This is a genomic window from Loktanella sp. F6476L (assembly GCF_023015725.1).
Lineage (GTDB): Bacteria > Pseudomonadota > Alphaproteobacteria > Rhodobacterales > Rhodobacteraceae > Yoonia.
Map to the genome: position 1 here is coordinate 1 of NZ_JALKAR010000024.1, position 20,739 is coordinate 20,739.

At 54.7% G+C, this 20,739-nt stretch carries 19 protein-coding genes and 1 tRNA gene; 12 read left to right on the top strand and 8 right to left on the bottom strand.

Annotated elements, in window-relative coordinates:
- Window positions 1-290 precede the first annotated feature (290 nt).
- Both MWU61_RS19280 and MWU61_RS19285 read left to right on the top strand, forming a co-directional pair.
- Window positions 291-367 (top strand) — tRNA-Arg (locus tag MWU61_RS19280).
- Between the two features lie 309 nt (window positions 368-676).
- The gene (locus MWU61_RS19285; protein WP_247130108.1) at window positions 677-1,159 is read left to right on the top strand and encodes a hypothetical protein; all 483 of its coding nucleotides are present in this window, start codon (window positions 677-679) and stop codon (window positions 1,157-1,159) included.
- 983 nt (window positions 1,160-2,142) lie between these two features.
- Here the strand turns inward: MWU61_RS19285 and MWU61_RS19290 are convergent.
- From MWU61_RS19290 to MWU61_RS19305, 4 genes are all read right to left on the bottom strand, one after another.
- Window positions 2,143-2,361 (bottom strand): hypothetical protein, encoded by a 219-nt coding sequence (locus tag MWU61_RS19290; protein WP_247130110.1) that lies wholly within the window; start codon window positions 2,359-2,361, stop codon window positions 2,143-2,145.
- A gap of 83 nt (window positions 2,362-2,444) precedes the next feature.
- Complete coding sequence (locus tag MWU61_RS19295; protein WP_247130112.1) at window positions 2,445-2,744, bottom strand: hypothetical protein; 300 nt, start codon at window positions 2,742-2,744, stop codon at window positions 2,445-2,447.
- Between the two features lie 70 nt (window positions 2,745-2,814).
- The gene (locus tag MWU61_RS19300; protein ID WP_247130114.1) at window positions 2,815-3,849 is read right to left on the bottom strand and encodes an alpha/beta fold hydrolase; all 1,035 of its coding nucleotides are present in this window, start codon (window positions 3,847-3,849) and stop codon (window positions 2,815-2,817) included.
- A 118-nt stretch (window positions 3,850-3,967) separates the two neighbouring features.
- Entirely contained in the window at window positions 3,968-5,173 is a 1,206-nt protein-coding gene (locus MWU61_RS19305) for an AraC family transcriptional regulator (RefSeq protein ID WP_247130116.1), read from the bottom strand.
- A 145-nt stretch (window positions 5,174-5,318) separates the two neighbouring features.
- Between MWU61_RS19305 and MWU61_RS19310 the strand changes: the two genes are divergently transcribed.
- The gene (locus tag MWU61_RS19310; protein WP_247130119.1) at window positions 5,319-6,041 is read left to right on the top strand and encodes a MipA/OmpV family protein; all 723 of its coding nucleotides are present in this window, start codon (window positions 5,319-5,321) and stop codon (window positions 6,039-6,041) included.
- A gap of 103 nt (window positions 6,042-6,144) precedes the next feature.
- On the opposite strand, the gene MWU61_RS19315 is transcribed toward MWU61_RS19310, so the two are convergent.
- Together MWU61_RS19315 and MWU61_RS19320 are read right to left on the bottom strand one after the other, a co-directional pair.
- Window positions 6,145-7,383, bottom strand: a complete 1,239-nt coding sequence (locus tag MWU61_RS19315; protein WP_247130121.1) for an L-rhamnose isomerase — start codon at window positions 7,381-7,383, stop codon at window positions 6,145-6,147.
- A gap of 26 nt (window positions 7,384-7,409) precedes the next feature.
- Entirely contained in the window at window positions 7,410-9,512 is a 2,103-nt protein-coding gene (locus MWU61_RS19320; protein ID WP_247130122.1) for a bifunctional rhamnulose-1-phosphate aldolase/short-chain dehydrogenase, read from the bottom strand.
- Window positions 9,513-9,698: 186 nt separating this feature from the next.
- Here MWU61_RS19320 and MWU61_RS19325 point away from each other — a divergent pair, with 186 nt between their 5' ends.
- The 8 genes from MWU61_RS19325 (at window position 9,699) to MWU61_RS19360 (ending at window position 17,396) form a co-directional block, all read left to right on the top strand.
- Window positions 9,699-10,502 carry a DeoR/GlpR family DNA-binding transcription regulator gene (locus MWU61_RS19325; RefSeq protein ID WP_247130123.1) on the top strand — a complete coding sequence of 268 codons (804 nt, stop codon included), beginning with the start codon at window positions 9,699-9,701 and terminating at the stop codon, window positions 10,500-10,502.
- A 34-nt stretch (window positions 10,503-10,536) separates the two neighbouring features.
- Window positions 10,537-11,532, top strand: coding sequence for a rhamnose ABC transporter substrate-binding protein (gene rhaS / locus MWU61_RS19330; RefSeq protein ID WP_247130124.1), 996 nt, complete (start codon window positions 10,537-10,539; stop codon window positions 11,530-11,532).
- A 73-nt stretch (window positions 11,533-11,605) separates the two neighbouring features.
- Entirely contained in the window at window positions 11,606-13,144 is a 1,539-nt protein-coding gene (locus MWU61_RS19335; protein WP_247130125.1) for a sugar ABC transporter ATP-binding protein, read from the top strand.
- Window positions 13,141-14,121, top strand: coding sequence for an ABC transporter permease (locus MWU61_RS19340; RefSeq protein WP_247130126.1), 981 nt, complete (start codon window positions 13,141-13,143; stop codon window positions 14,119-14,121). Before MWU61_RS19335 ends, MWU61_RS19340 begins: the two co-directional genes overlap by 4 nt.
- A complete protein-coding gene (locus MWU61_RS19345; RefSeq protein WP_247130127.1) occupies window positions 14,118-15,119 on the top strand; it encodes an ABC transporter permease in 1,002 nt (333 codons plus the stop codon). Before MWU61_RS19340 ends, MWU61_RS19345 begins: the two co-directional genes overlap by 4 nt.
- On the top strand, window positions 15,116-15,433 hold the full coding sequence (rhaM, locus tag MWU61_RS19350) for an L-rhamnose mutarotase (protein ID WP_247130128.1): 318 nt from the start codon (window positions 15,116-15,118) through the stop codon (window positions 15,431-15,433). Before MWU61_RS19345 ends, rhaM begins: the two co-directional genes overlap by 4 nt.
- Complete coding sequence (locus MWU61_RS19355) at window positions 15,430-16,821, top strand: FGGY-family carbohydrate kinase (protein WP_247130129.1); 1,392 nt, start codon at window positions 15,430-15,432, stop codon at window positions 16,819-16,821. Before rhaM ends, MWU61_RS19355 begins: the two co-directional genes overlap by 4 nt.
- A gap of 356 nt (window positions 16,822-17,177) precedes the next feature.
- Window positions 17,178-17,396, top strand: coding sequence for a DUF6500 family protein (locus MWU61_RS19360; RefSeq protein ID WP_247130130.1), 219 nt, complete (start codon window positions 17,178-17,180; stop codon window positions 17,394-17,396).
- 326 nt (window positions 17,397-17,722) lie between these two features.
- On the opposite strand, the gene MWU61_RS19365 is transcribed toward MWU61_RS19360, so the two are convergent.
- A complete protein-coding gene (locus MWU61_RS19365; protein ID WP_247130131.1) occupies window positions 17,723-18,904 on the bottom strand; it encodes an MFS transporter in 1,182 nt (393 codons plus the stop codon).
- Between the two features lie 84 nt (window positions 18,905-18,988).
- Here MWU61_RS19365 and MWU61_RS19370 point away from each other — a divergent pair, with 84 nt between their 5' ends.
- Window positions 18,989-19,885, top strand: a complete 897-nt coding sequence (locus tag MWU61_RS19370; RefSeq protein WP_247130132.1) for a LysR family transcriptional regulator — start codon at window positions 18,989-18,991, stop codon at window positions 19,883-19,885.
- A 648-nt stretch (window positions 19,886-20,533) separates the two neighbouring features.
- On the opposite strand, the gene MWU61_RS19375 is transcribed toward MWU61_RS19370, so the two are convergent.
- Window positions 20,534-20,739: TRAP transporter large permease subunit (locus MWU61_RS19375; RefSeq protein WP_247130133.1), on the bottom strand; the 206-nt coding region annotated here is incomplete at its 5' end.

A 20,739-nucleotide genomic window follows, 5' to 3' on the forward strand; every position in this document is an offset into this window, starting at 1 on the left:
CGGCAGTTAAGTGCCGCTGCGCTGATGGTACTGCGTCTTAAGGCGTGGGAGAGTAAGTCACTGCCAAATCTAATAAGAAGCCAACCGTATCTCTCGGCGATAAACACAAAAACCTCAAATAAATAAAGACTTCGCCATAGCGTTAGCGTTGCATGGAATCCTCTATTGGGTAAACCTCAAAAGCGGCAAAACGCATAGGCCCTGTCCCCCAAAATATCCTTAAACAACAACCCGCGTAACAATCCCATACCATTGCACCTAACATGGTGAAGCGGTAGGAAAGCGAATGTGGTCCCGTAGCTCAACTGGATAGAGCACCTGACTTCTAATCAGGATGTTGGGGGTTCGAGTCCTCCCGGGATCGCCACATTCATTCAAAGCCAGAAAAACCAGAAGCGTACGCAAAAGAAACAAGAAGCATGCGCAAAATTAGCATTGGTCAATCTGACTTTCCGTTATATTGCTTTTTATCAACGATATAGTATATTTCTGCACGTCCGGAGAGGCAATTTTGAATGGGGGCTAAATGCCGCTGAGGCTGATTTGACTCAGTTCAATCTATGTGTTCATCAATTGTCCAACAGGCTCCGGCGCCTTTCACAATCAATCGCCGAACCTTAACGGGTCAGGCCTTTGGCGCGAACCACATGGGTTGGCGAGACGAAAGGGATCCACCATGACGCTTTTAAAATCACCTATTCCATTCTGCTCCCTGAAACTTATCGATGAGCTGCCCCGCGTAAGAGAGGTGGATGATCGCTTGAAAGAAACACTACGCGAGATAAGGAACCGGAAGTTGATGGCTGCGGGAAGCGTGGATCATGGTAATGATGCTGTCCTTTGGCATCAGCTGATCAACGACAGCGATCGTAAAATGACCAAGCGCCGTGCGATCCGGTGTTTGGAGCGCATGCAAATCTTGTCTGGCATGAACCATTTGTCGGATCCCGCTAAGACGCAATCGAACGCATTGCGTGATGGGGCTTCGGTTACCCGTATCGTCACAGAACATAAAGCAGGTGAGATCGCCGCCGCCTTGCATGAAGAGATGCACTGGACGGCGCGCGCGACGGAGGAGGTCTGGCACGGCCTTCGGCGCGTGAAGGCTTGCCGGGCCTACGATTTAACCCGCTGGTGTTGGTTGGGTCGCCGGGCATAGGCAAGAGTTTCTGGGCCCGCCGTCTGGCGCACCACCTTGCTGTGCCAACGACCAAGATTGATGCGACCGGAGAACCAGCAAAATTTTCTCTGGTTGGAACGCAGCGTGGATGGGGCAGCGCGACTTCTGGCAAGCTTATACAAACAGTTCTTCGCGAACGCCACGCTGGCCCCTTGTGATCGTCGACGAACTTGAGAAGACCGGAGACGTTAATGGTGCGCGTCATTCTTTGACAGATGCTCTACTTCCACTGTTGGAGCGTATGACCGCGCAGACCTGGGAATGTCCATTTTGCCAAATCCGCTTTGATATGTCCTGGGCCAACTGGGTGCTGACCGCGAACAGTCGAAAGGGCCTACCTGAGCCACTACAAAGCCGTTGCGTGGTTCTTGACTTTCCGAATCTGTCACGGACCCAGTTGCGAGACTTTGCTATATCAGAAGGTGAACGACGTGGACTTCCTGAACCAAGCCTTTCCGCATTAGACGACGTATTTGAACATGGAATGTTGGCAGACCGACCCCTTAGCTTGCGCACAGTATCCAGGATGCTGGATCGGGCTGAGGCGCTGATTTCGAGGCTTATCCTTCAGTGAGGGCGGGAAGCGGGCGTTTGCTGCATCCGCATGCGGTGCAATGAAAGCGAGGGTAAGCGGACATTGCTGTAGCCAGTATTCAGCTGACCCATTATGGCTCTTAAAAAGACATTCGTCATAACAACCGGAGCATCTTGTTCTCGCAGAAATTTTGTCTCGATTGCCAAGATTAGCCATCCGAAGTTAACTGCAAGACAGTGTATGTGTGTCAAGACGGACCCCTGAGTGATAGATTAAAATTGCTACCCATTCACTGAGCGTCTGAGGTGGATTTTCTTCGTCGAAACGTCATATGACCCAATACTGCGAAAAGGACCGATATTGATCCCATTCGAATGACTTGAATCCTCATAAGGCCGCAGATGCCCATGCGCAAAGATTGTCGCGGTTACGGCTCCCCGGAGAAGATCCCTTCGACGCCATCCGAAAATCCATCGATAAGCAGCACACTGAGAAAAATGGTTCCCAGCGCCAATCCGGCTAGACCGAATGTGATGCGCTCCTCTATCGGAGGTTGCGGGTTTATTATCGGGCCGTGCGGCCTTTCACATGCTGTCAGGAGCGTCATCCCGATCAAAAAGGTGAGGCGCATGAAATAGTTTGGCATTTATGGCATCCAATGGGGTTTAGGGTTGCGACAGGCCAAGTGGTGACCCTTCACGTGCTTGCGTGAGTGGTAGGACGTTGGTTTCAGCTGCATCCATTTTGGCGAAAGGCGCGATTGAGCGCGTCAAGCTCTTGCGTGACCGCGACATGTGTCAAATCACCTGCAAGCGATTCAAGACCGCCTGCAATCTCATCTGCGGTGGATTCGGCTGCCAACATGTCAACTGTACCTGCAATAGTATCAACCGTGGCGGTGTCCCTGACTTGGGTAGCTTTTCCGATGTTGCGGGCCAATTCTGCGCAACTCATTTTGGCCACAGGTACTGTTTCTGATGCGCAGGCTGTAAGCAAAATGGCTGTGGCGGTGAGGACGAAAAGTTTCATAAGGTTTCCATGTTTAGGGTCTGTGGCGCATAGCCGAAGGGATTGGTGTGTGTCGTAGATGTGAGGGACGCTAGTTTGCCGCGATCCATGCGCTGATTTTGGCCATGACGCTGACTGATATGGTTGTGTTGATTTTCGCGTACTCCGACGGCAATCCCGTTGCGGAGGGTTGAAACAGATGGTTCACCCCTGGGACCACATGCACTTCCGAGCGCGGGTGGCGTAAGGCCGCGCGCATTACGGGGGCCTCTGTTTCGGCGGAGACTTGCAGATCGTTTTCGCCGAACAATGCCAACACCGGATTGGTCAACGCGCGGAGCGCCGCCACAGGGTTATGCCGCGCATAGCTGACGCCCCACCGTGTTGCGAATTGGTCCAGAAAATCGTTGCGGGCTGCACGCCGCAGACCTTGGCCTTTCAGATAATCATCGAGATCGCCGCGTATTCTTGCCAACGGTGCGTCTTGCGCCAAGATGGCGGAGCCTTCTCTGTATTGCTGTGCGGCAAGCGCGATCAGATCCGGGTCCGCGCCCTCTGCGCGTAACAGGTCAGTTGTTTGTGTGACCAAGACTTCGGGCAATAGAGGCCGTGCAGCACCGGCCAAAAATACCATGAATGCCGGATCGGTCTGCTGAGCAGCAACAGGCGCGATATAGCCGCCTTCAGAACTGCCGATATAGCCAATAGCATTGGTGTCAATCTCAGCGCGCGTAACCAAGTAGCGGAAAGCACCTGCCGCGTCATCGGCAAAATCATTCAGGTCGGCGGTGTCGTAATCACCCGTGCTTTCCCCAAATCCACGGTCATCATAACGTAACACCGCAAAACCTGCCCTCGTCAGATGATCGGACAACACCAAAAACGGCTTGTGCCCCGCCAATGCTTCGTTGCGATCTTGCGGTCCGGAACCCGATATCAACACAACGGCCTTAAACGGTCCACCAACGTGCGGCATTGTCAGCTCGCCCGCCAAGGTCGCACCAGACCCGCCTGCAAATTGTACAGTTTCGATTTTATAGCGCCTGTCATCCGGATCTTGTGGCCGCTTGGATAAGCCGGCAAGCCCCGTACAGGCCGACAGTACCAAGGCGAATCCGAGGGTCAATTTGCTCGTCCGCAGACGGGGCGCAGAATTTTGGGGCGGCAGCGCAGTTAGCCTGTGCCAGAATATTGTGAAGGATCGGCGGGCGTTCATCTGTGTTCTCCTGATCATCTTAATGAGATCAGGTGTGACGCACCACACTGTCTGCGTCGTCCATCCCCTCACGGACGGACATTGTTTTTCGATATTGTGACGGTGTTTGCCCCGTCACGCGTTTGAAGGCGTTGTAAAATGACGACCGCGCATTAAAGCCAACGTCGTAGGTGATGGACAACACGGTTTGATCCGTCGTGGCGAGTAACTTCATCGCCTCAGCGACACGGTAACCGTTGACGAAATCAAAGAAGCTTTCGCCGATGATTTCATTCAAGGTTTGGGAGATGTAATTGGGTGAGCCACCGGTATGACGGGCCAATGCCCAGAGCGACAGGTTGGAATCGCGGTGCAGATGGTCGACTTCCATTGCGGCGCGCAATTTGCGCGCGATACGGGCTGAAGCTTCCGTACTCAGGGCTGAATTTTCGTATTTGGGTGAACTGGTGGATGCCGGGCCGACAGCGTCTTCACCAACGTCCGGCACTAAGGGCGGGCGTTGCCGTAGCCCCCATAGCGTTGTCGCTGCAAACAATGCTAACCCAAATAAACTGAGCATCGCCATTGGGACAAACGCCCAATTGGGGTTTAAGGCAGCAGCCAAAATCAGCGATTGCGCGACCCAGAACAAGCCCCCGAGTGCACCAATCACATAAATCCAACGCAGTTCATGTTGTTCAGTACTCGCATAGACATCCCGCAGCTTGCGTTTGTACTGCACAAGGCGCCGCACGATCAGATAGAGATAGAACGCCAACTGCGGATAAAGCGCGACTTGAAGGACAGCAATCGATGCGAGGACTGCCAATGCCCATCCTTCGGTCGGTAGACTAGTCTCGGAGAAGAAAGATGCGCGTGTCTCGTCAGGACTGGCAATTAGCGCGGCACCCACCACAGCGCCGAGCACCGGAAGGATTAAGTGGCGTCCGAGCGATTTAGGTCGCCTTTGCGCATCAGACGTCAGGGTATAGACATAAATCCACAGCGTAGGTGCCAAGCACAATGCGCTACATAGCCAAAGCGCCAGACTAACGGATTGCACAAAACTGCCCTGCATCATGTCCAACATCCGCGATAGGGCGTCTGGTACGTTGTTGCAGGCCACACAAGCCAGGAAAGCCGCAAAACTACGGTTCACGTGACGGTAGTGCATTTGCATTAAACTAAATGCGACACCAAAAAGGGCAATCGCAACCGTCGCGGTACTAATCAGTTCGACAAGAATTTGGTTCATTCCGCAACCTGTCCCAAACAATGCTCAGATGCCAGACTGCTCAGGCTCAAAATCCCTGCCAAACTGTCCGTCCCTGTTAATATGGACGACGTGGAACTCGGTTTTGCCGATTGAAAGACATCACATTTCAATCAAGGAAAACTTCATGTGTAAAAGACTTCTCGCGTTGGCATTCATGTGTGCGGGCACAAGCGCATCGGCGGACGGGCCGTGGACAATCGGCGTTTTCGCTACGGGTGCGACAGATGTTTATCTAGGTGATGATCAGGAAGTCGGCTTTGCCCCGATCATTAGCTACGATACTGACAGGCTGCATATCGGCGTCGACGGATTGTCCTATCAATTCTACGACTATGGTCTTGGACAATTGGATGTTGTTTTGGGATACCGCGGCGCGCCCGTCTTTCCCGATAAAAACCCACGGTTCGCAGGGCTCAAGCGTGATGATGCGGTCGAGGCCGGGATCAGCACGCAGCTCGCGTTTGGAAACGCCTATGTCGGTCTTAACACATTGACAGATATCACTGACGCCCATGGCGGGACTGAGGCCGACTTGACCATTGGTTACACAACGTTGGTTGGAGATGTGCAATTTGATGCGTCTGTTGGAGCGAGATACCGAACCGCCAAACTGAACCAATTTCTTTACGGTGTAAGTGACGTAGAAGCGACCACAAACCGGCGCGCATATACGGCTAACGATACCACCACTGCTTTCGCCGACATTACAATCGGCTACGCTGTAACTGACGCTATCATAGCGGTCGCCCAAATCGGTTATGAAGACATCGGCGAGAATATCGATAGCCCGTTAACCAGTAAATCATCCGCATTGGGTGTGGGCTTAGGGCTGGTGTGGAGTTTCTAGATTAAAAACAGGTTGTGCCTGATCAAGGGCACAACCACACTTGGTTTTGTCCGCACAAGATAGGTTTGAATACCACCTATTTTCGCGGTTGCGGCGCGATTTGTTAACCGCGACTTTCTACGCTCGATTGATACTGAGCGAGGGCCGAGATGAGCGTTTTGCCCTCTGCGACGCCCATCCGATCACAGAACTCCGCCCAAACCGCGCCGAATGGCAGGTCTTTGACTTCTTCAGTCACCACGAGACGAGAAGTATAATCCAGGGCGTTCTCGGCTGTTTTCAACTGCTCCCACGGTGCTAATAGTGCGCGCAGCAATGCCTTTTGCATGTTGCGTGTGCCAATCACCCAAGCTGCCGTCCGGCTAATGGTCGCGTCAAAGAAATCGAGACCGATGTGTGTGCGATCCAGCAGATCGGAACTCACCAGCTCCTGTGCCATTTGCATGATCGAGTCGTCCAGCAGGATCACATGATCACTGTCCCAGCGCATCGGGCGGCTGACGTGCAGTAGGATTTCATCCACCGACAGGGCAACAGAGCTGAGCTTGTCAGCAACGTTTTCAGTCGGGTGGAAATGCCCCATGTCGAGGCACAACAGGGTTTCGTTACGGATCGCGTAACCCATGTAAAATTCATGGCTACCGACTGTGCAGGCCTCAACGCCGATGCCGAATAGCTTGCTTTCCACCGCATCCAGCATCTGCGCCTTGTCGTGCTGCGTGGCCATCATTGCATTCAGCGATTGCTCCAACCGTTTGCGCGGGGCGTAGCGATCTACGGGCGTGTCTTTATATCCATCCGGAACCCAAACGTTATTGACGACAGGCGACCCAAGCGCCGCGCCCATCTGCGCCGCGATATCGCGGGACCGTTTGCCATGCTCGATCCAGAAATCGCGGATTCCTTGATCCGGATGGCTGAGTGTTAAATTATCATCAGCCTTGGCATGGCCAAAGAATGTCGGGTTGAAGTCAAGGCCGAGGCCCTGATCTTTAGCCCAGTCTACCCATGGCGCAAAGTGACTGAATTCAATCTCGTCGCGATCAGGGTTCTGGTCTGTGTCCAGATAGCATGCGTGCAAATTCAGCCGGTGGTTGCCGGGTATCATGCTGTATGAAAATTCCAGATCGGCCCGCAGTTCGTCTGGGGTGCGGGCGCGTCCGGGGTGGTTGCCCGTTGCCTGAATGCCGCCTCCCGAACTGCCGGTCTTCTTTTCAAAGCCAACGACATCATCGCCTTGCCAGCAATGCATCGAAATCGGAATCCCTGCCAGTTTTGCAAGGGCTGCTTCTGTATCGACGCCCCAATCGGCAAAGGCGGCTTTCGCGCTTTCATAGCTCATGATGATCCTCCCTGACCCGTTCACGCTTAGCGCGTGAACGCCTCTTTGTTGCCGGCATCAACGTTGATGATGTTGCCTGTGGATTTTGCCGATAAATCAGAGGCAAGGAAATAAGCGGCCTCTGCAATGTCTTCGGGCAGCACAGACCGTTTCAGCATGGACCGCTCGCGGTACATTTCCTCAAGTCCGTCTTTGTCGGTACCGTAGGTGCCCGCACGTTGGTCCAGCCATTCGCCTTGCCAGATTTTGGAGCCTTTCAGCACGGCATCAGGGTTCACGACATTGACGCGTACACCCAGAGGTGCGCCTTCGAGCGCGAGACAACGGGCGAGGTGAATTTCGCTCGCCTTGGCGGTGCAATAGGCAGAAGCGTTTGGCGATGCGGCGAGGCCGTTCTTAGATGCCACAAAGACGACCGACCCGCCCATATCCTGCACTTTGAACAGTTTGAACGCTTCGCGGCTCACAAGGAAATAACCGGTCGACAGAATCGCCATGTTCTTGTTCCACAGGTCAAGAGAGGTGTCTTCGATCGGGGCAGAGCTCGCGATGCCGGCGTTTGACACGAGGATATCAACGCCACCATATTCAGCGGCGATGGCGTTGTAGGCGTTGGCAACTGCTGCTTCGTCGGTCACGTTCATGTTCACGGTACGCACCACGTCCGCTGAGTATTTCCCGCTCAGCCCAACAAAGGTTTCAGTCAAGGCTGCGTCGTCGATGTCCGCCAGCATCACGCAAGCGCCCTCGCGTAGATACCGTTCGGCGGTCGCAGCTCCAATGCCGCCTGCACCACCAGTGACCAGTGCCACACGGCCAGCCATTGATTTCGGCGCTGGCATGCGCTGCAACTTAGCTTCTTCCAGAAGCCAGTATTCGATATCAAATGCCTCCTGTTCAGGCAGCCCCTGATATTCGGAAACAGCATCCGCACCGCGCATCACGTTGATTGCGTTAACGTAGAATTCGCCAGAGATCCGCGCTGTCGCCTTATCCTTGGCGAATGTGATCATGCCGACGCCGGGGATCAGATAGACCACCGCGTTAGGGTCGCGGATTGCAGGGCTGTCGTCCCTTTTGCAGCGGTCATAATAGGCCTGATAGCCAACGCGGTATTCAGCGATTGCGGCCTCAAGTCCGGCAATCGTCGCGTCAACATCCGGCTTGGCGGGGTCGAAATCCACAACGAGCGGGCAGATTTTTGTGCGCAGGAAATGGTCGGGGCAGGACGTGCCTAAGGCGGCCAAACGTTCCATATCCTTGGCATTGACGAATTCAAGCACCGCATCGCTGTCAGTGAAATGCCCGACCATATGCTGTTGACCGGACACGTACCCGCGAATGGCAGGCATCAGCCGTGCGGCTGCAGTTCGGCGTTCATCTGCGGACAGGCTTTTATGCACAGCACCGCCAAAAGCGTCCTTGCCTGCGGTTTCGGTAGCGAACCAATCCATCGCTTTCTGAATGATCTCAAGCGTCAGTTCGTAGCAATCTTGCGCGTCATCTGCCCATGTGAACAGGCCGTGGCTTTCCAGTACAACACCTTTGGCATCGGGGTTCTTTTCGCAGAATTCCGAAAGCCAAAGACCCAATTCATACCCCGGCTTTTTCCACGGCAACCACCCGATGGTGTCGCCAAAAATCTGTTGCGTTAGGGCCTTGCTGTCCTTGGCTGCCGCAATCGCAATGATTGCGTCAGGGTGCATGTGGTCAACGTGTTTATTTGGCACATAAGCATGCAGCGGCGTATCAATAGAGGCCGCGCGCGGATTCAGGTTAAAGGTGCAGTGGGGCAGGTAGCCAACCATCTCGTCTTCGAATTCAACGCCACGATAAATGCCGCGCAGTGCGTTCAGTTTGTCCATATAGAGAGTCGAAAACCCGTCCATCTTGATCGATCCGACATCGCCACCGGACCCTTTGACCCACAAGACCTCTACCATATCGCCGGACAGTGGATCCTTTTGCATGACCTTTGCAGATGTATTGCCACCACCATAATTGGTGATTCGTTTGTCTGACCCCAACAAGTTTGAACGATAAAGGAGCTTCTCTGGTTCGCTCATGCTTTCGGCCTTGGCCGCATCCCATTTGTTTTCAAGGCGTTGATTCGGTTTCGAAGCGGTCATGTGTCTCTCCGTGGAGGGCAGGTTAAGGTCAATTTGTTAGCAGCAAGCTGACGGGCGGCAACTATAAAGTCAATCACTTTCAATCACATTCAATCATGCTGCGATGCAGAATGATTGAAGTTGAAAATAAATGATTGACATAACGCCGCAATGTAATCCAGTTTGGCCCAACGAAAGGACCACCCAATGCACGAGAACGACCGCCACCGCGTTATCCTCTCCGCCGTTCAAGACCGCTCACTTGTCACAGTGATCGACCTGTGTTCGCTGACCGGCGCATCCGAGGCAACGATACGCCGCGATATCAATACGCTGGACGAACAAAAACGTCTGCGTCGTGTGCGGGGTGGGGCCGAGGCCTTAACATCAAAACCATTTGTCGGATTGGCCGGGCGTCCTTTTTCGGTAAACGAAACGCTGAACATCGCCGAAAAACAGGCAATTGCAGCTGCAGCTGTCGAACTGTGCGAAGACGGTGAGCCCATTATCATCAACGGCGGGACAACGACCTTTCAAATGGTGCATCCGCTGGCGTCGCGTCGCATGCAGGTCTTTACTAACTCTTTTCCCATCGCCGAACATTTGCTTAAGAACACGACAAATACGGTGATGCTGTCTGGCGGAATCATTTACCGCGAACAAAACATCATTCTGTCCCCTTTCGATAACGACGTGACCCGTAATTTTTATGCGAAACGCATGTTCATGGGCGCGCAGGGCATCGGCCCACTGGGACTGATGGAACAAGATCCGCTCCTTATTCAGGCGGAACACAAGCTGATCGGGCAAGCCGAAGAACTGATCGTTCTGGTGGACAGCTCCAAATTCGAAAACCGCTCAAGCCTCGTGCTTTGCCCGCTTGAACGTATCGACACAATCATCACCGACGAAGGCATCAATGACCGCACCGCGGCCATGCTTGAGGCGGCTGATGTAACACTGATCGTGGTGCCTATAGGTGCCGCGCAGAAAGACGGGATGGCATCTTAGCCAGCTCAATCACAACCACTCCAGGGAGGAAACCATGAGTGTACTCAAGAAATTAGCAACATCTGTTGCGTTGGCCGGCGCAATGTTCGGCTCACCTGCATTGGCACAGGATGATGTGCGCATTGCATTGGTCGTCAAAGCGCTCGGCATTGGGTTCTTTGAAGCCGCCAATGAGGGTGCGCAAGAAGCTGCTGAAGAATTGGGCAACGTCGAGATCATCTACACAGGTCCGACAGACACGACCGCTGAAGGCCAGATCGAAGTTATCAACGCACTGATTGCGCAAAATGTTGACGCGATTGCGATCTCTTCGAACGATACAGACGCGTTGGTGCCCGCCCTGAAACGCGCCATGCAGCGCGGCATCACCGTGATCAGCTGGGATTCCGGTGTGGCACCAGAGGGTCGCCAACTGCACCTGAACCCGTCGTCTAACCCGCTGATCGGGAACATGATCATCAAACTGGCCGCGGATCACCTTCCTGATGGCGGCGAGGTCGCTCTGTTGTCTGCCACAACGACCTCCACCAACCAGAATATCTGGATGGAAGAGATGAACAAGGTGATGGGCGACTATCCGGGCATCGAAGTTGTTGCCACCGTTTACGGCGACGATCTCGCTGATAAATCCTACCGCGAGGCTACAGGCCTGATGCAGTCCTATCCGGATCTGGATGCGATCATTGCGCCAACATCCGTAGGTATCGTGGCCGCTGCACAGGCGGTCGTGGACGCGGGCAAAGTCGGAGAAGTCAACGTAACGGGCCTTGGACTACCATCCGAGATGGCGGGTGCGATTGAATCCGGTGCATCCCAATCATTTGCAATCTGGAACCCGATCGATTTGGGCTACTCCGCAACGATGCTCGCTTATGAACTGAGCCAGAATGGTGCTGAAGCTGCCCCCGGCGCGGAAATCCCGATGGGTCGCATGGGGTCGTTGACGCTGGACGAAAACAACGAAGGCGCGATGGCTGATCCGTTTGTTTACGACGCCAGCAACATCGACGATTTCAAGTCGATCTTCTAAACACCCATATTGTTCCGGCGCAGGATTTGCGCCGGAACAGACACTTATCCCCCCGACAAAACGAGGCCACCCAATGACGACGCAGACCGCGCCCGCCAACTCGTCCGCTGTTGTTTCGATGGACATGATCACAAAGACTTTTCCTGGCGTGAAGGCACTCGATCAGGTCAAGCTGGATCTTTATCCTGGGCAAGTGACTGCGTTGGTTGGGGAAAACGGTGCCGGCAAATCGACGACCGTCAAGATTCTGACGGGCATTTATCGCACTGACGGTGGTACGATCCGCATTGATGGCGACCCCGTTACCTTCGCTTCGCCCAATGACGCGGCCAAGGCAGGGATCACCGCGATCCACCAAGAAACGGTACTATTCGATGAATTGTCCGTGGCCGAAAATATCTACATCGGCCACGCCCCGCGTAACCGTTTCGGGTTAATCGACACGGCGCAGATGCATCGCAATGCGGCTGACCTTTTGGCTGAAATCGGTGCGCCGTTCAGCAGTCACACCCAACTTCGCGACCTTGGAATTGCCAACAAACACTTGGTGGCAATTGCCCGCGCTCTTTCCGTGGATGCCCGTGTCGTCATCATGGACGAACCAACCGCAGCGCTATCCCACAAAGAGATCGAAGAACTTTACGAACTGGTCGAAACCCTCAAGGCGCAGGGTAAAGCGATCTTGTTCATCAGCCACAAGTTTGACGAGATTTTTCGCATCGCCGACCGATATACCGTGTTTCGCGATGGAGGATTCGTAGGTGACGGATTAATTGCCGACATCACTGAGGGTGATCTAGTGACCATGATGGTCGGGCGGTCTGTGGATCAGATATTCCCCGACCGTGACCACGATGTGGGCGACGAAGTCCTCAAGGTCGTGGGATATTCCCACCCGACCGAATTTGCCGATATCAATTTCGACCTGAAACGCGGGGAAATCCTCGGGTTTTACGGCCTAGTCGGCGCGGGCCGGTCCGAATTTATGCAAGCACTGTTCGGGATCACAAAACCGTCCAAAGGCGCGTGCCGCGTGAATGGCGATATCAAGGTGATCCGCTCCCCCGCGGAGGCCGTTGAAAATGGGATCGTCTATGTGCCCGAAGATCGCGGCAAACAGGGCGCGGTGATCGGGTTGCCTATTTTCCAGAATATAACACTGCCGTCTCTTGGGCGTACGTCTCGGAATGGTTTTCTGCAACTTGCCGAAGAATTCAAACTGGCCCGTGAATACGCCGAGCGGCTAGACCTGCGGGCAGCGTCATTAGACCAAGATATTGGTAACCTTTCGGGCGGTAACCAGCAGAAGGTCGTGATCGCCAAATGGCTGGCGACGCAACCGCAGGTCATTATTCTGGATGAGCCCACCAAAGGCATCGACATCGGATCAAAGGCTGCGGTGCATGAATTTATGGCCGAGCTGGCCGCTCAAGGCCTGTCCGTCATCATGGTCAGTTCCGAAATCCCTGAGGTGATCGGCATGTCCGACCGGGTCATTGTCATGCGTGACGGGTTGATCGCGTCGGAATTGACCGGTGACGAGGTGACACCTGAAACATTGGTGCGCCACGCGGCGGGCATTACAACACAAACAGAAAGCGTTGCACCATGATGCGTTTCATTCCTGTGCGCGAAGCCATCCTTGGCAGCGCGATCCTGATCTTGATTGTCCTCGTGGCATCCCGTTTCGCGGGCTTCGTCGCGCCGGCCAATCTGGCAAATGTCTTCAACGATACCGCACCGTTAATCATCCTAGCACTAGGACAAATGGTGGTGATCCTGACCCGCTGTATTGATCTGTCAGTGGCCGCGAACCTCGCCCTGACGGGCATGGCCGTCGCGATGATTAACGTCGTTATGCCCGGCCTTCCGATCCCCGTTATCATTGCAATCGCGGTTCTTATGGGTGCGGTCATGGGGGCGGTGAACGGTGTGCTTGTATGGAAACTGTCGATCCCGCCAATCGTTGTGACGCTTGGCACCATGACGATATTCCGTGGGATTATCTTTTTGATTTCGGACGGCAAGTGGGTCAATTCCCATGAAATGAGCCCCGCTTTTACAGGCTTCCCGCGCGCTATTCTGTTGGGCTTGCCGGTTTTGTCATGGATCGCAATTATGACCGTCATTGTGTTTGGCATAATGATGTCGCGCACCCAATTCGGGCGGTCCATCTTCGCTGTGGGCGGCAACCCCCACGCAGCTGTCTACACAGGGATCGACGTCGGCAAGACGCAGTTTTGGGCCTTCGTCGTATCAGGCGCGTTGGCTGGTTTGACTGGGTATTTGTGGGTTGCGAGATATGCGGTGGCCTATGTGGATATCGCTGGCGGTTTCGAGCTCGAAGTCGTGGCTGCTTGCGTGATTGGCGGGATCTCCATCGCCGGTGGCATCGGGTCCGTCGGCGGGGCCGTGCTGGGCGCGATCTTCCTTGGGTTGGTCAAGAATGCCTTGCCTGTCGTCAACATTTCGCCGTTCTGGCAGCTTGCCATATCCGGCTCGGCAATCCTGATTGCAGTCGCATTCAATGCACGGTCTGGCCGCACCAAAGGCCGCATTATCCTTAAATCCGCAGAGGTCACCCAATGACGGACACAACTATCACCCGCCATATCCCGGATCGGCTAAACAGCCGTGCCGTGCGTGTTTTCAAAAGCTGGGAAGCGCTTTTGCTCGCCGTTGCTATCGCGATCTTTGTGGTGAACAGCTTTGCGTCGCCGTATTTTCTCAGCGCTTGGAACCTCAGCGACGCAACCTTTAACTTCACCGAAAAGGCGATGATCGCCTTCGCAATGGCGTTGCTGATTATCTCTGGTGAGATCGACCTGTCGGTCGCGTCGATTATTGCGCTGGCAAGTACCGCTATGGGGTTGGCTATGCAATACGGCGCAGGAACACCCGAACTGGTTGCAATCGGTCTGGCGGTCGGGCTGCTGTGCGGCGCGTTCAACGGGTTTTTCGTGACCATACTCGGCTTGCCGTCCATCGTTGTGACCATCGGCACGATGAGCCTGTTTCGGGGCATCAGTTTTATCATCCTCGGGGACGGGTCGTTCAGTGGCTATCCGTCCAGCTTTTCTTGGTTCGGGCAGGGGTATATCTACTGGGTCTTCACGGTGGAAATGTTGCTGTTCGTCATCATCGCCGCGATTTATGCCGTGCTGCTGCACAAAACAAATTTTGGCCGCGCTGTCTATGCGATCGGCAACAACCCGACCGGTGCATTGTTTAGCGGCATCCGTGTGCAACGGGTCAAATTTATCCTGTTCCTGCTAACGGGGCTTATGTCGGGGATCGCGGCGGTCTGCTTGACGTCCCGACTTGGGTCGACGCGGCCAAGCATTGCAACGGGAATGGAGCTTGAGGTCGTGACAATGGTTGTCCTCGGCGGCGTCAATATTCTTGGTGGGTCCGGCACGATCCCGGGCGTGGTCATCGCAGCCTTCGTGATGGGTCTGGTCACCTTCGGGTTGGGTCTATTGAACGTGCCTGGCATCGTGATGTCGATCTTCATCGGTCTGTTGTTGATCGGGGTCATTGCCTTGCCGCGTCTCTGGGCGATGGCTGCCGCACGGCGCAAATCATGACCGCGCGTTACGTTTTTCGCATGCGTCTGAACGATGGCATGGCCGATGAATACAAACGTCGCCATGATGCGATCTGGCCCGAGCTTGTCGATCTGCTGCACGGTGCTGGTGTCAGCGATTATTCGATCCATCTGGACGAGAGCACCAACCATCTGATCGGCGTTCTCACCCGCACCGACGATCACGGCATGGACGATTTGCCAAATCACCCCCTGATGCAAAAATGGTGGGCCTATATGGGGGACATCATGGAAACGAACGCGGATCACTCGCCAGTTGCCGTAGCGCTTACACCGCTGTTTCATATGCCATGAAAAGACCGCAACACATCGCCGTCATTGATATCGGCAAAACAAACGCAAAGCTCGCCTTGGTTGATCTGGGTTCATTGACCGAGATTGCTGTGGTCACGCGCCCCAATGTCGTGCTGGCAGGTCCGCCTTGGCCCCATTACGATGTCGATGGGCATTGGGCATTCTTGCTGGATGCTCTGGCGACGTTCCATCACGATCACCGCGTGGACGCCATTTCCATCACCACCCACGGTGCCTGTGCTGCATTGCTAGCGGCTGACGGAACACTCGCTGCTCCGATCCTTGATTATGAACATGAATACCCTGCGGAAGTAGTCGCAGCCTATAGGACCGTTAAACCCGATTTTGCAGAGACCGGATCGCCAGACATGGTCGGTGGCCTGAACATCGGTGCGCAGTTGCACTATCAGTTCACAACCGATCCGACCCTCAAGGATCGGACGGAGCAGATCGTCACCTATCCGCAATTTTGGGGTCACCGCCTGACTGGTGTTGGCGCGACAGATGTCACCTCTCTGGGCTGTCATACGGACCTGTGGAATCCCCATACGGCCACATTTTCCGACCTCCCCGCGACCTTTGGAATCCGCGATAAGATCGCGCCGGTACGTTATCCTAGCGATATACTCGGGCCAATACTGCCGCACATTGCAAAGGCCACGGGGCTTAATCCAAACACACCCGTTTGCGTCGGTATCCACGATTCCAACGCATCTCTATACCCTCATATCATTTCGCGCGACGAACCAGCGTCAGTTATTTCGACGGGGACGTGGGTGATCGCGATGTCGTTGACAGGCGACGCTGGGTCGGCAATTCCGCCACTTGATCCGGCCCGCGACACTCTGGTTAACGTCAACGCACGCGGGCAAGCCGTTCCGAGTGCGCGGTTCATGGGGGGACGCGAATATGAGATCATTCAGAATGGTCACGCATACGCGGTAACTGAGCAAGACGTCGCAAATGTTCTCGACCGATCCTTGATGCTTTTGCCATCAATCGAATCCGGTACAGGTCCGTTCCAAGGCATTGCAATGCAGTGGCAAGGTCAGGAACCCGCCTTTGGATCGGGAGAACGCGCCGTTGCCGTGTCGTTTTACCTCGCCCTGATGGCAGGGACTTGTCTGGACTTGATCAATGGGGCGGGTCCGACGGTCGTCGAAGGACCCTTCGCACGTAATGCAGAATTTGTAGCGATGCTGGAAGGCATCACAGGCAGGCCCGTCGTCACAAGCGAAACTGCAACGGGCACAAGTATCGGAGCGGCCTTGCTCTTCAATCAGGATAAATCATGGCCGATGCCTGTCGATGCGGGAATTTCTAACGTTGGAGAGAGGTTTTCGACGTACATAGATCGCTGGAAGACGTCGGTTCGATCTCGAAATTAACTTCCTACGACGACATGGAATAACGGTTGTGTTGCGATCCCGTCCTCACGGTTCTTCACCATTTGCGTTCTGAAGTGGTCATCATTGCTGAATATAGAGTTCAAGTAAGTCGGCAAAGCAAACAAGTGGCGGCCACTCCGCTTCTATTAACTATGAGGCTTGGCAAAATGTGTCCGATCAGCCCCTAGGTTGGCGTTTGATGGCAACGTCGACAATACGGGGGCAACCGAAGCATTTTAGCACCATGGTGGGCGGCAAGAGTAGGCGCAAACCACACAAATACCCCAAGTTGCAGTCCAAGGGTGTTCGCTTTATGTTCTGTGCGAGTGCCCGTCGCCGGAGAGGTTGAAAACAGCATGAGAGCAAGCTTAAGAAATAAGGCCGTTGCAGTCTGCAATGAAAAGATCGCCAAAAAGGGAGAGGCGGTAGGTCTCTCTTTCTATGCGTTTTTTGCCAACAAGAATGATGACCCGGCCTTACTAATGGAAGCCGCCGAATGGTGGATCAAAACGCACGAACTGGACCACTTTGAAAAAGCGGTAAAAATTCGAGATCTAATCATCTCAGATATTTGATCTGACGCGACTTTGACCGCGAACTGTGAATGCGCCACCCTCTTGTTGCCGCGAGTTGCTCGTTCCAAGGATCGCACCGCAGAATAGGGATCCTTGGGGCAATGTCTGATGAGGGCTGTTCGCAAGGCTCTAATAATTCGGGCGGTCAGCGGCAACTCTTTACATGTGAAACCATGCGCAGCCCTTAAAGCGAAAGATGCCATGGCAGGGTGGTCCCGAAAACAAAGCGCAGTGGCCGATAGTATGAATTAATCCACTCCAATGCGAGTGTTTCCGCTTTCACTTCCTGCCCCGCCGCATCGAAGACACGGCGGGGCAGTCGATGGTTATTCGGCAGCGACGGTTTGAGGCGCTGCCCCGTTCAGGCGGCCAGAAAGGCGCACCAAAACGATCCCGACAACCACCACTCCGGCGGCGATGTAGGGTGCTGCGGCAAGGCCGATCCCCTCGACCACAAGACCACCGGCCCATGCACCCCCGGCGATGCCGAGGTTGAACGCACCGATGTTCAGGCCAGATGCTACGTCAACAGCACCGGGCGAAACTTCGCGCGCAATTTGCACGACGTAAGACTGCAGCGGCGGCACGTTAGCGAAGGCAAAGCCGCCCCAGAATGCCGCGACCGCGATGGCTGCAATAGGGCTGGTAAGGAACGCACCAAGTGCAACCAGTGATATCGCAAGGCCCGCAAAGATCACGGTCAGGGAAGGCACTGCACCGATACGGTCGGCCAGTTTGCCACCCGCGATATTCCCTACAGCAACAGATGCACCGTAAAGCAGCAACACCAGACTAACCGCGCCTGCGGACAGGCCTGTGACTTCGTTCAGCATCGGCGCAAGGAAGGTAAAGGCGATGAAGTTACCGCCATAGCCGACAGCCGTGATCAGATAGACCAGCAACAGACGCGGCGAGGTCAGCACCTGCAGCTGCGCTTTGATCCCTGCCGAGGCGGCTTTGGTCAGATTGGCGGGTACCAAGATGGCAGACGCGATAAAACCGATCACGCCAAGCGCAACAACGCCAAGGAAGGTCGACTGCCAGCCAAAGTTTTGGCCGATGAACGTCCCCAAAGGCACACCTGTGACCAGCGCGACCGTCAGACCAAGAAACACCAGCGCAATGGCCGAGCTTTCTTTTTCCGGTTCCACAAGGTCCGTGGCGATGGTCGAGGCAATGGCAAAGAGTACGCCGTGCGCCAGACCAGTGATAAAGCGCGCCGCAACAAGGCTGCCGTAATCCGGCGCGAAGGCGGCATAGCCATTGCCAAGGATGAACAGCCCCAGCAAGAGCAGCAACAGCGTCTTGCGCGGCACGCGGTCTGCCATGGCGGTCAGCACTGGCGCACCGATGGTCACGCCAAGGGCATAAAGGCTGACCAGTAGGCCGGCAGAAGGAATCGAAACGCCAAGATCGGCGGCGATGGTGGGAAGCAGGCCGACGATAACGAACTCTGTCGTTCCGACGGCGAAAGCGCTGATGGTCAGCGCCCAAAGGGCAAGGGGCATCGGTTTTCTCCAATAAATTTGATGTCGACGCCACATATGCCTGTCGCTATCTGTTGCGAGAACAGACAGGTTTGGAATGGATCATTGCAGAAACTGCATGAATTGCTGCGCATGGGGGATTTGGTTGCCTTTGTCGGGATCGTTGATGACGGCGGCTTTGCTGAATCCGCGCGGCGCAGGGGTGTGTCTGCATCGACCCTCAGCCGATCAATCACGCGACTGGAAGAGCAATTGAAGGTTACGTTGCTAAGGCGCACGACGCGGTCCATCGAGATCACCCCCGAAGGGGCAGCCGTTCTGGCCGAGGCGCGCGAGATTTTGGACCGCAGCGAAGCCCTGCAAGAAATCTCGACCAGCGGGCAGGCTCCCGCCGGCCCTCTGCGTGTAAATGCGCCGGTCCCTTATGTCCTGCATGTTCTTGCCCCGCGACTGGCCGAGTTCCACGCAAAATACCCGGACATTCAGCTGTCGATCGATATGACGGATACGCTGGTGGATCTGATCGGAAGCCACGCAGATGTTGCCATCAGACTGGGTCAGCTGCCGGACAGCGACATGTTGTACCGGCCTTTGGGGCGCGCCGCTTGGAAATTGGTGGCGACGCCGGAATATCTTGATCGCAACGGCTGGCCCGAAACGCCTGCAGACCTCGCACAATTGGAACAGGTGCGCTTCGCGGCCCCCGATCATATCAACACATTGCGCTTTGCTGGACTATCCACCCCCGTGACGGTTCCGCCCGCCCTGACCGCAGGCAACGGAGAGGCTGTGCGCCAGATGGTATTAGGCGGCTTGGGCATCGCGCGCTTTTCCGATTTCATGATCGCAGATGATATTCGCGCTGAGCGCTTGGTCGAGCTGTTCCCCGGACAGCTTTCATCGGACCCGCTGAATATCTCAGCGCTCTACCTCACCCGCGTCTCGGGCCTGCGCCGGTTGGGCGTATTTCTGGATTGGTTGGGGACCGTTGCTCGATGTTAATTCAAGCGTGCGCCTTGTCATCATGTATAACGCGTCCGAGCAAAGCGTGGCCTCCAAAAGGAGGCCCTACCAAGCTTATATGGACATATTTTTGGATGTCGGCTTTCTGGAAGTTGCACTGCAGCAGCGCGCCGCCATGTGAACGGCTTGTAAGGGCCGTTCATATCGGTAAAGTCGAGACCACTTAACAGGATTGCGGCGACGCGGCTACGCAACCGAGGTGGCGACGCACCAACTTTACTTACGGGCTTCACCGGCTAGCAGATCTACGCAACCGCCAAAGGAAATGGCTCATTGCATGAAATAGGAAGCTTTGTGACAGGAAAGGAAGAATACTGTGAAACATCACAAAGTGTCGAAACTACCCGAAAATTGCCATTTTCATTTACTAGATATCAAAGTGTTACAGAAGATTGGCGGAGCAAACCTGCCTTTCAGCCTAACAAAAAATGCGTCCGCGGCAGAACCAGACTTGCTTACGCGGTGCAACTAACGGCTGCGAAGATCCCAATTTACCAAATGCAACACATCGCGTGAATGTCTGGTCTGCAAGGATGGCCAAAAACTTACCAAAATCAAGCGAAGTCGCGTCTTCAGTTTCGATAACGACCGTTTGCGCCTCATAGTTATGCTCGACCCAGCGCAGACCTAAGGTATCAATATGAGAGAGATATAGGGAAACGCTAGCAATACAGTGAGGCGGATTAAATCTGCCAGCCAAAATGGCAATACGCCGCGAAAGATCGTTCGAATTGAAATATCTGACACTACAGATTTCAGGACAAACACATTCAATCCGATGGGCGGCGATATCAGGCTGATCTCTGTTACGACAACGACGATGATCCCAAACC

Excerpts from the sequence above, each read along its gene's own strand:
- MWU61_RS19310 (WP_247130119.1), top strand. The coding sequence starts at position 5,319 with ATGTGTAAAAGACTTCTCGCGTTGGCATTCATGTGTGCGGGCACAAGC.
- MWU61_RS19290 (WP_247130110.1), bottom strand. The coding sequence starts at position 2,361 with ATGCCAAACTATTTCATGCGCCTCACCTTTTTGATCGGGATGACGCTC.
- MWU61_RS19360 (WP_247130130.1), top strand. The coding sequence starts at position 17,178 with ATGAGAGCAAGCTTAAGAAATAAGGCCGTTGCAGTCTGCAATGAAAAG.
- rhaS (WP_247130124.1), top strand. The coding sequence starts at position 10,537 with ATGAGTGTACTCAAGAAATTAGCAACATCTGTTGCGTTGGCCGGCGCA.
- rhaM (WP_247130128.1), top strand. The coding sequence starts at position 15,116 with ATGACCGCGCGTTACGTTTTTCGCATGCGTCTGAACGATGGCATGGCC.
- MWU61_RS19305 (WP_247130116.1), bottom strand. The coding sequence starts at position 5,173 with ATGAACCAAATTCTTGTCGAACTGATTAGTACCGCGACGGTTGCGATT.
- MWU61_RS19365 (WP_247130131.1), bottom strand. The coding sequence starts at position 18,904 with ATGCCCCTTGCCCTTTGGGCGCTGACCATCAGCGCTTTCGCCGTCGGA.
- MWU61_RS19345 (WP_247130127.1), top strand. The coding sequence starts at position 14,118 with ATGACGGACACAACTATCACCCGCCATATCCCGGATCGGCTAAACAGC.
- MWU61_RS19320 (WP_247130122.1), bottom strand. The coding sequence starts at position 9,512 with ATGACCGCTTCGAAACCGAATCAACGCCTTGAAAACAAATGGGATGCG.
- MWU61_RS19315 (WP_247130121.1), bottom strand. The coding sequence starts at position 7,383 with ATGAGCTATGAAAGCGCGAAAGCCGCCTTTGCCGATTGGGGCGTCGAT.
- MWU61_RS19340 (WP_247130126.1), top strand. The coding sequence starts at position 13,141 with ATGATGCGTTTCATTCCTGTGCGCGAAGCCATCCTTGGCAGCGCGATC.
- MWU61_RS19285 (WP_247130108.1), top strand. The coding sequence starts at position 677 with ATGACGCTTTTAAAATCACCTATTCCATTCTGCTCCCTGAAACTTATC.
- MWU61_RS19325 (WP_247130123.1), top strand. The coding sequence starts at position 9,699 with ATGCACGAGAACGACCGCCACCGCGTTATCCTCTCCGCCGTTCAAGAC.
- MWU61_RS19295 (WP_247130112.1), bottom strand. The coding sequence starts at position 2,744 with ATGAAACTTTTCGTCCTCACCGCCACAGCCATTTTGCTTACAGCCTGC.
- MWU61_RS19335 (WP_247130125.1), top strand. The coding sequence starts at position 11,606 with ATGACGACGCAGACCGCGCCCGCCAACTCGTCCGCTGTTGTTTCGATG.
- MWU61_RS19355 (WP_247130129.1), top strand. The coding sequence starts at position 15,430 with ATGAAAAGACCGCAACACATCGCCGTCATTGATATCGGCAAAACAAAC.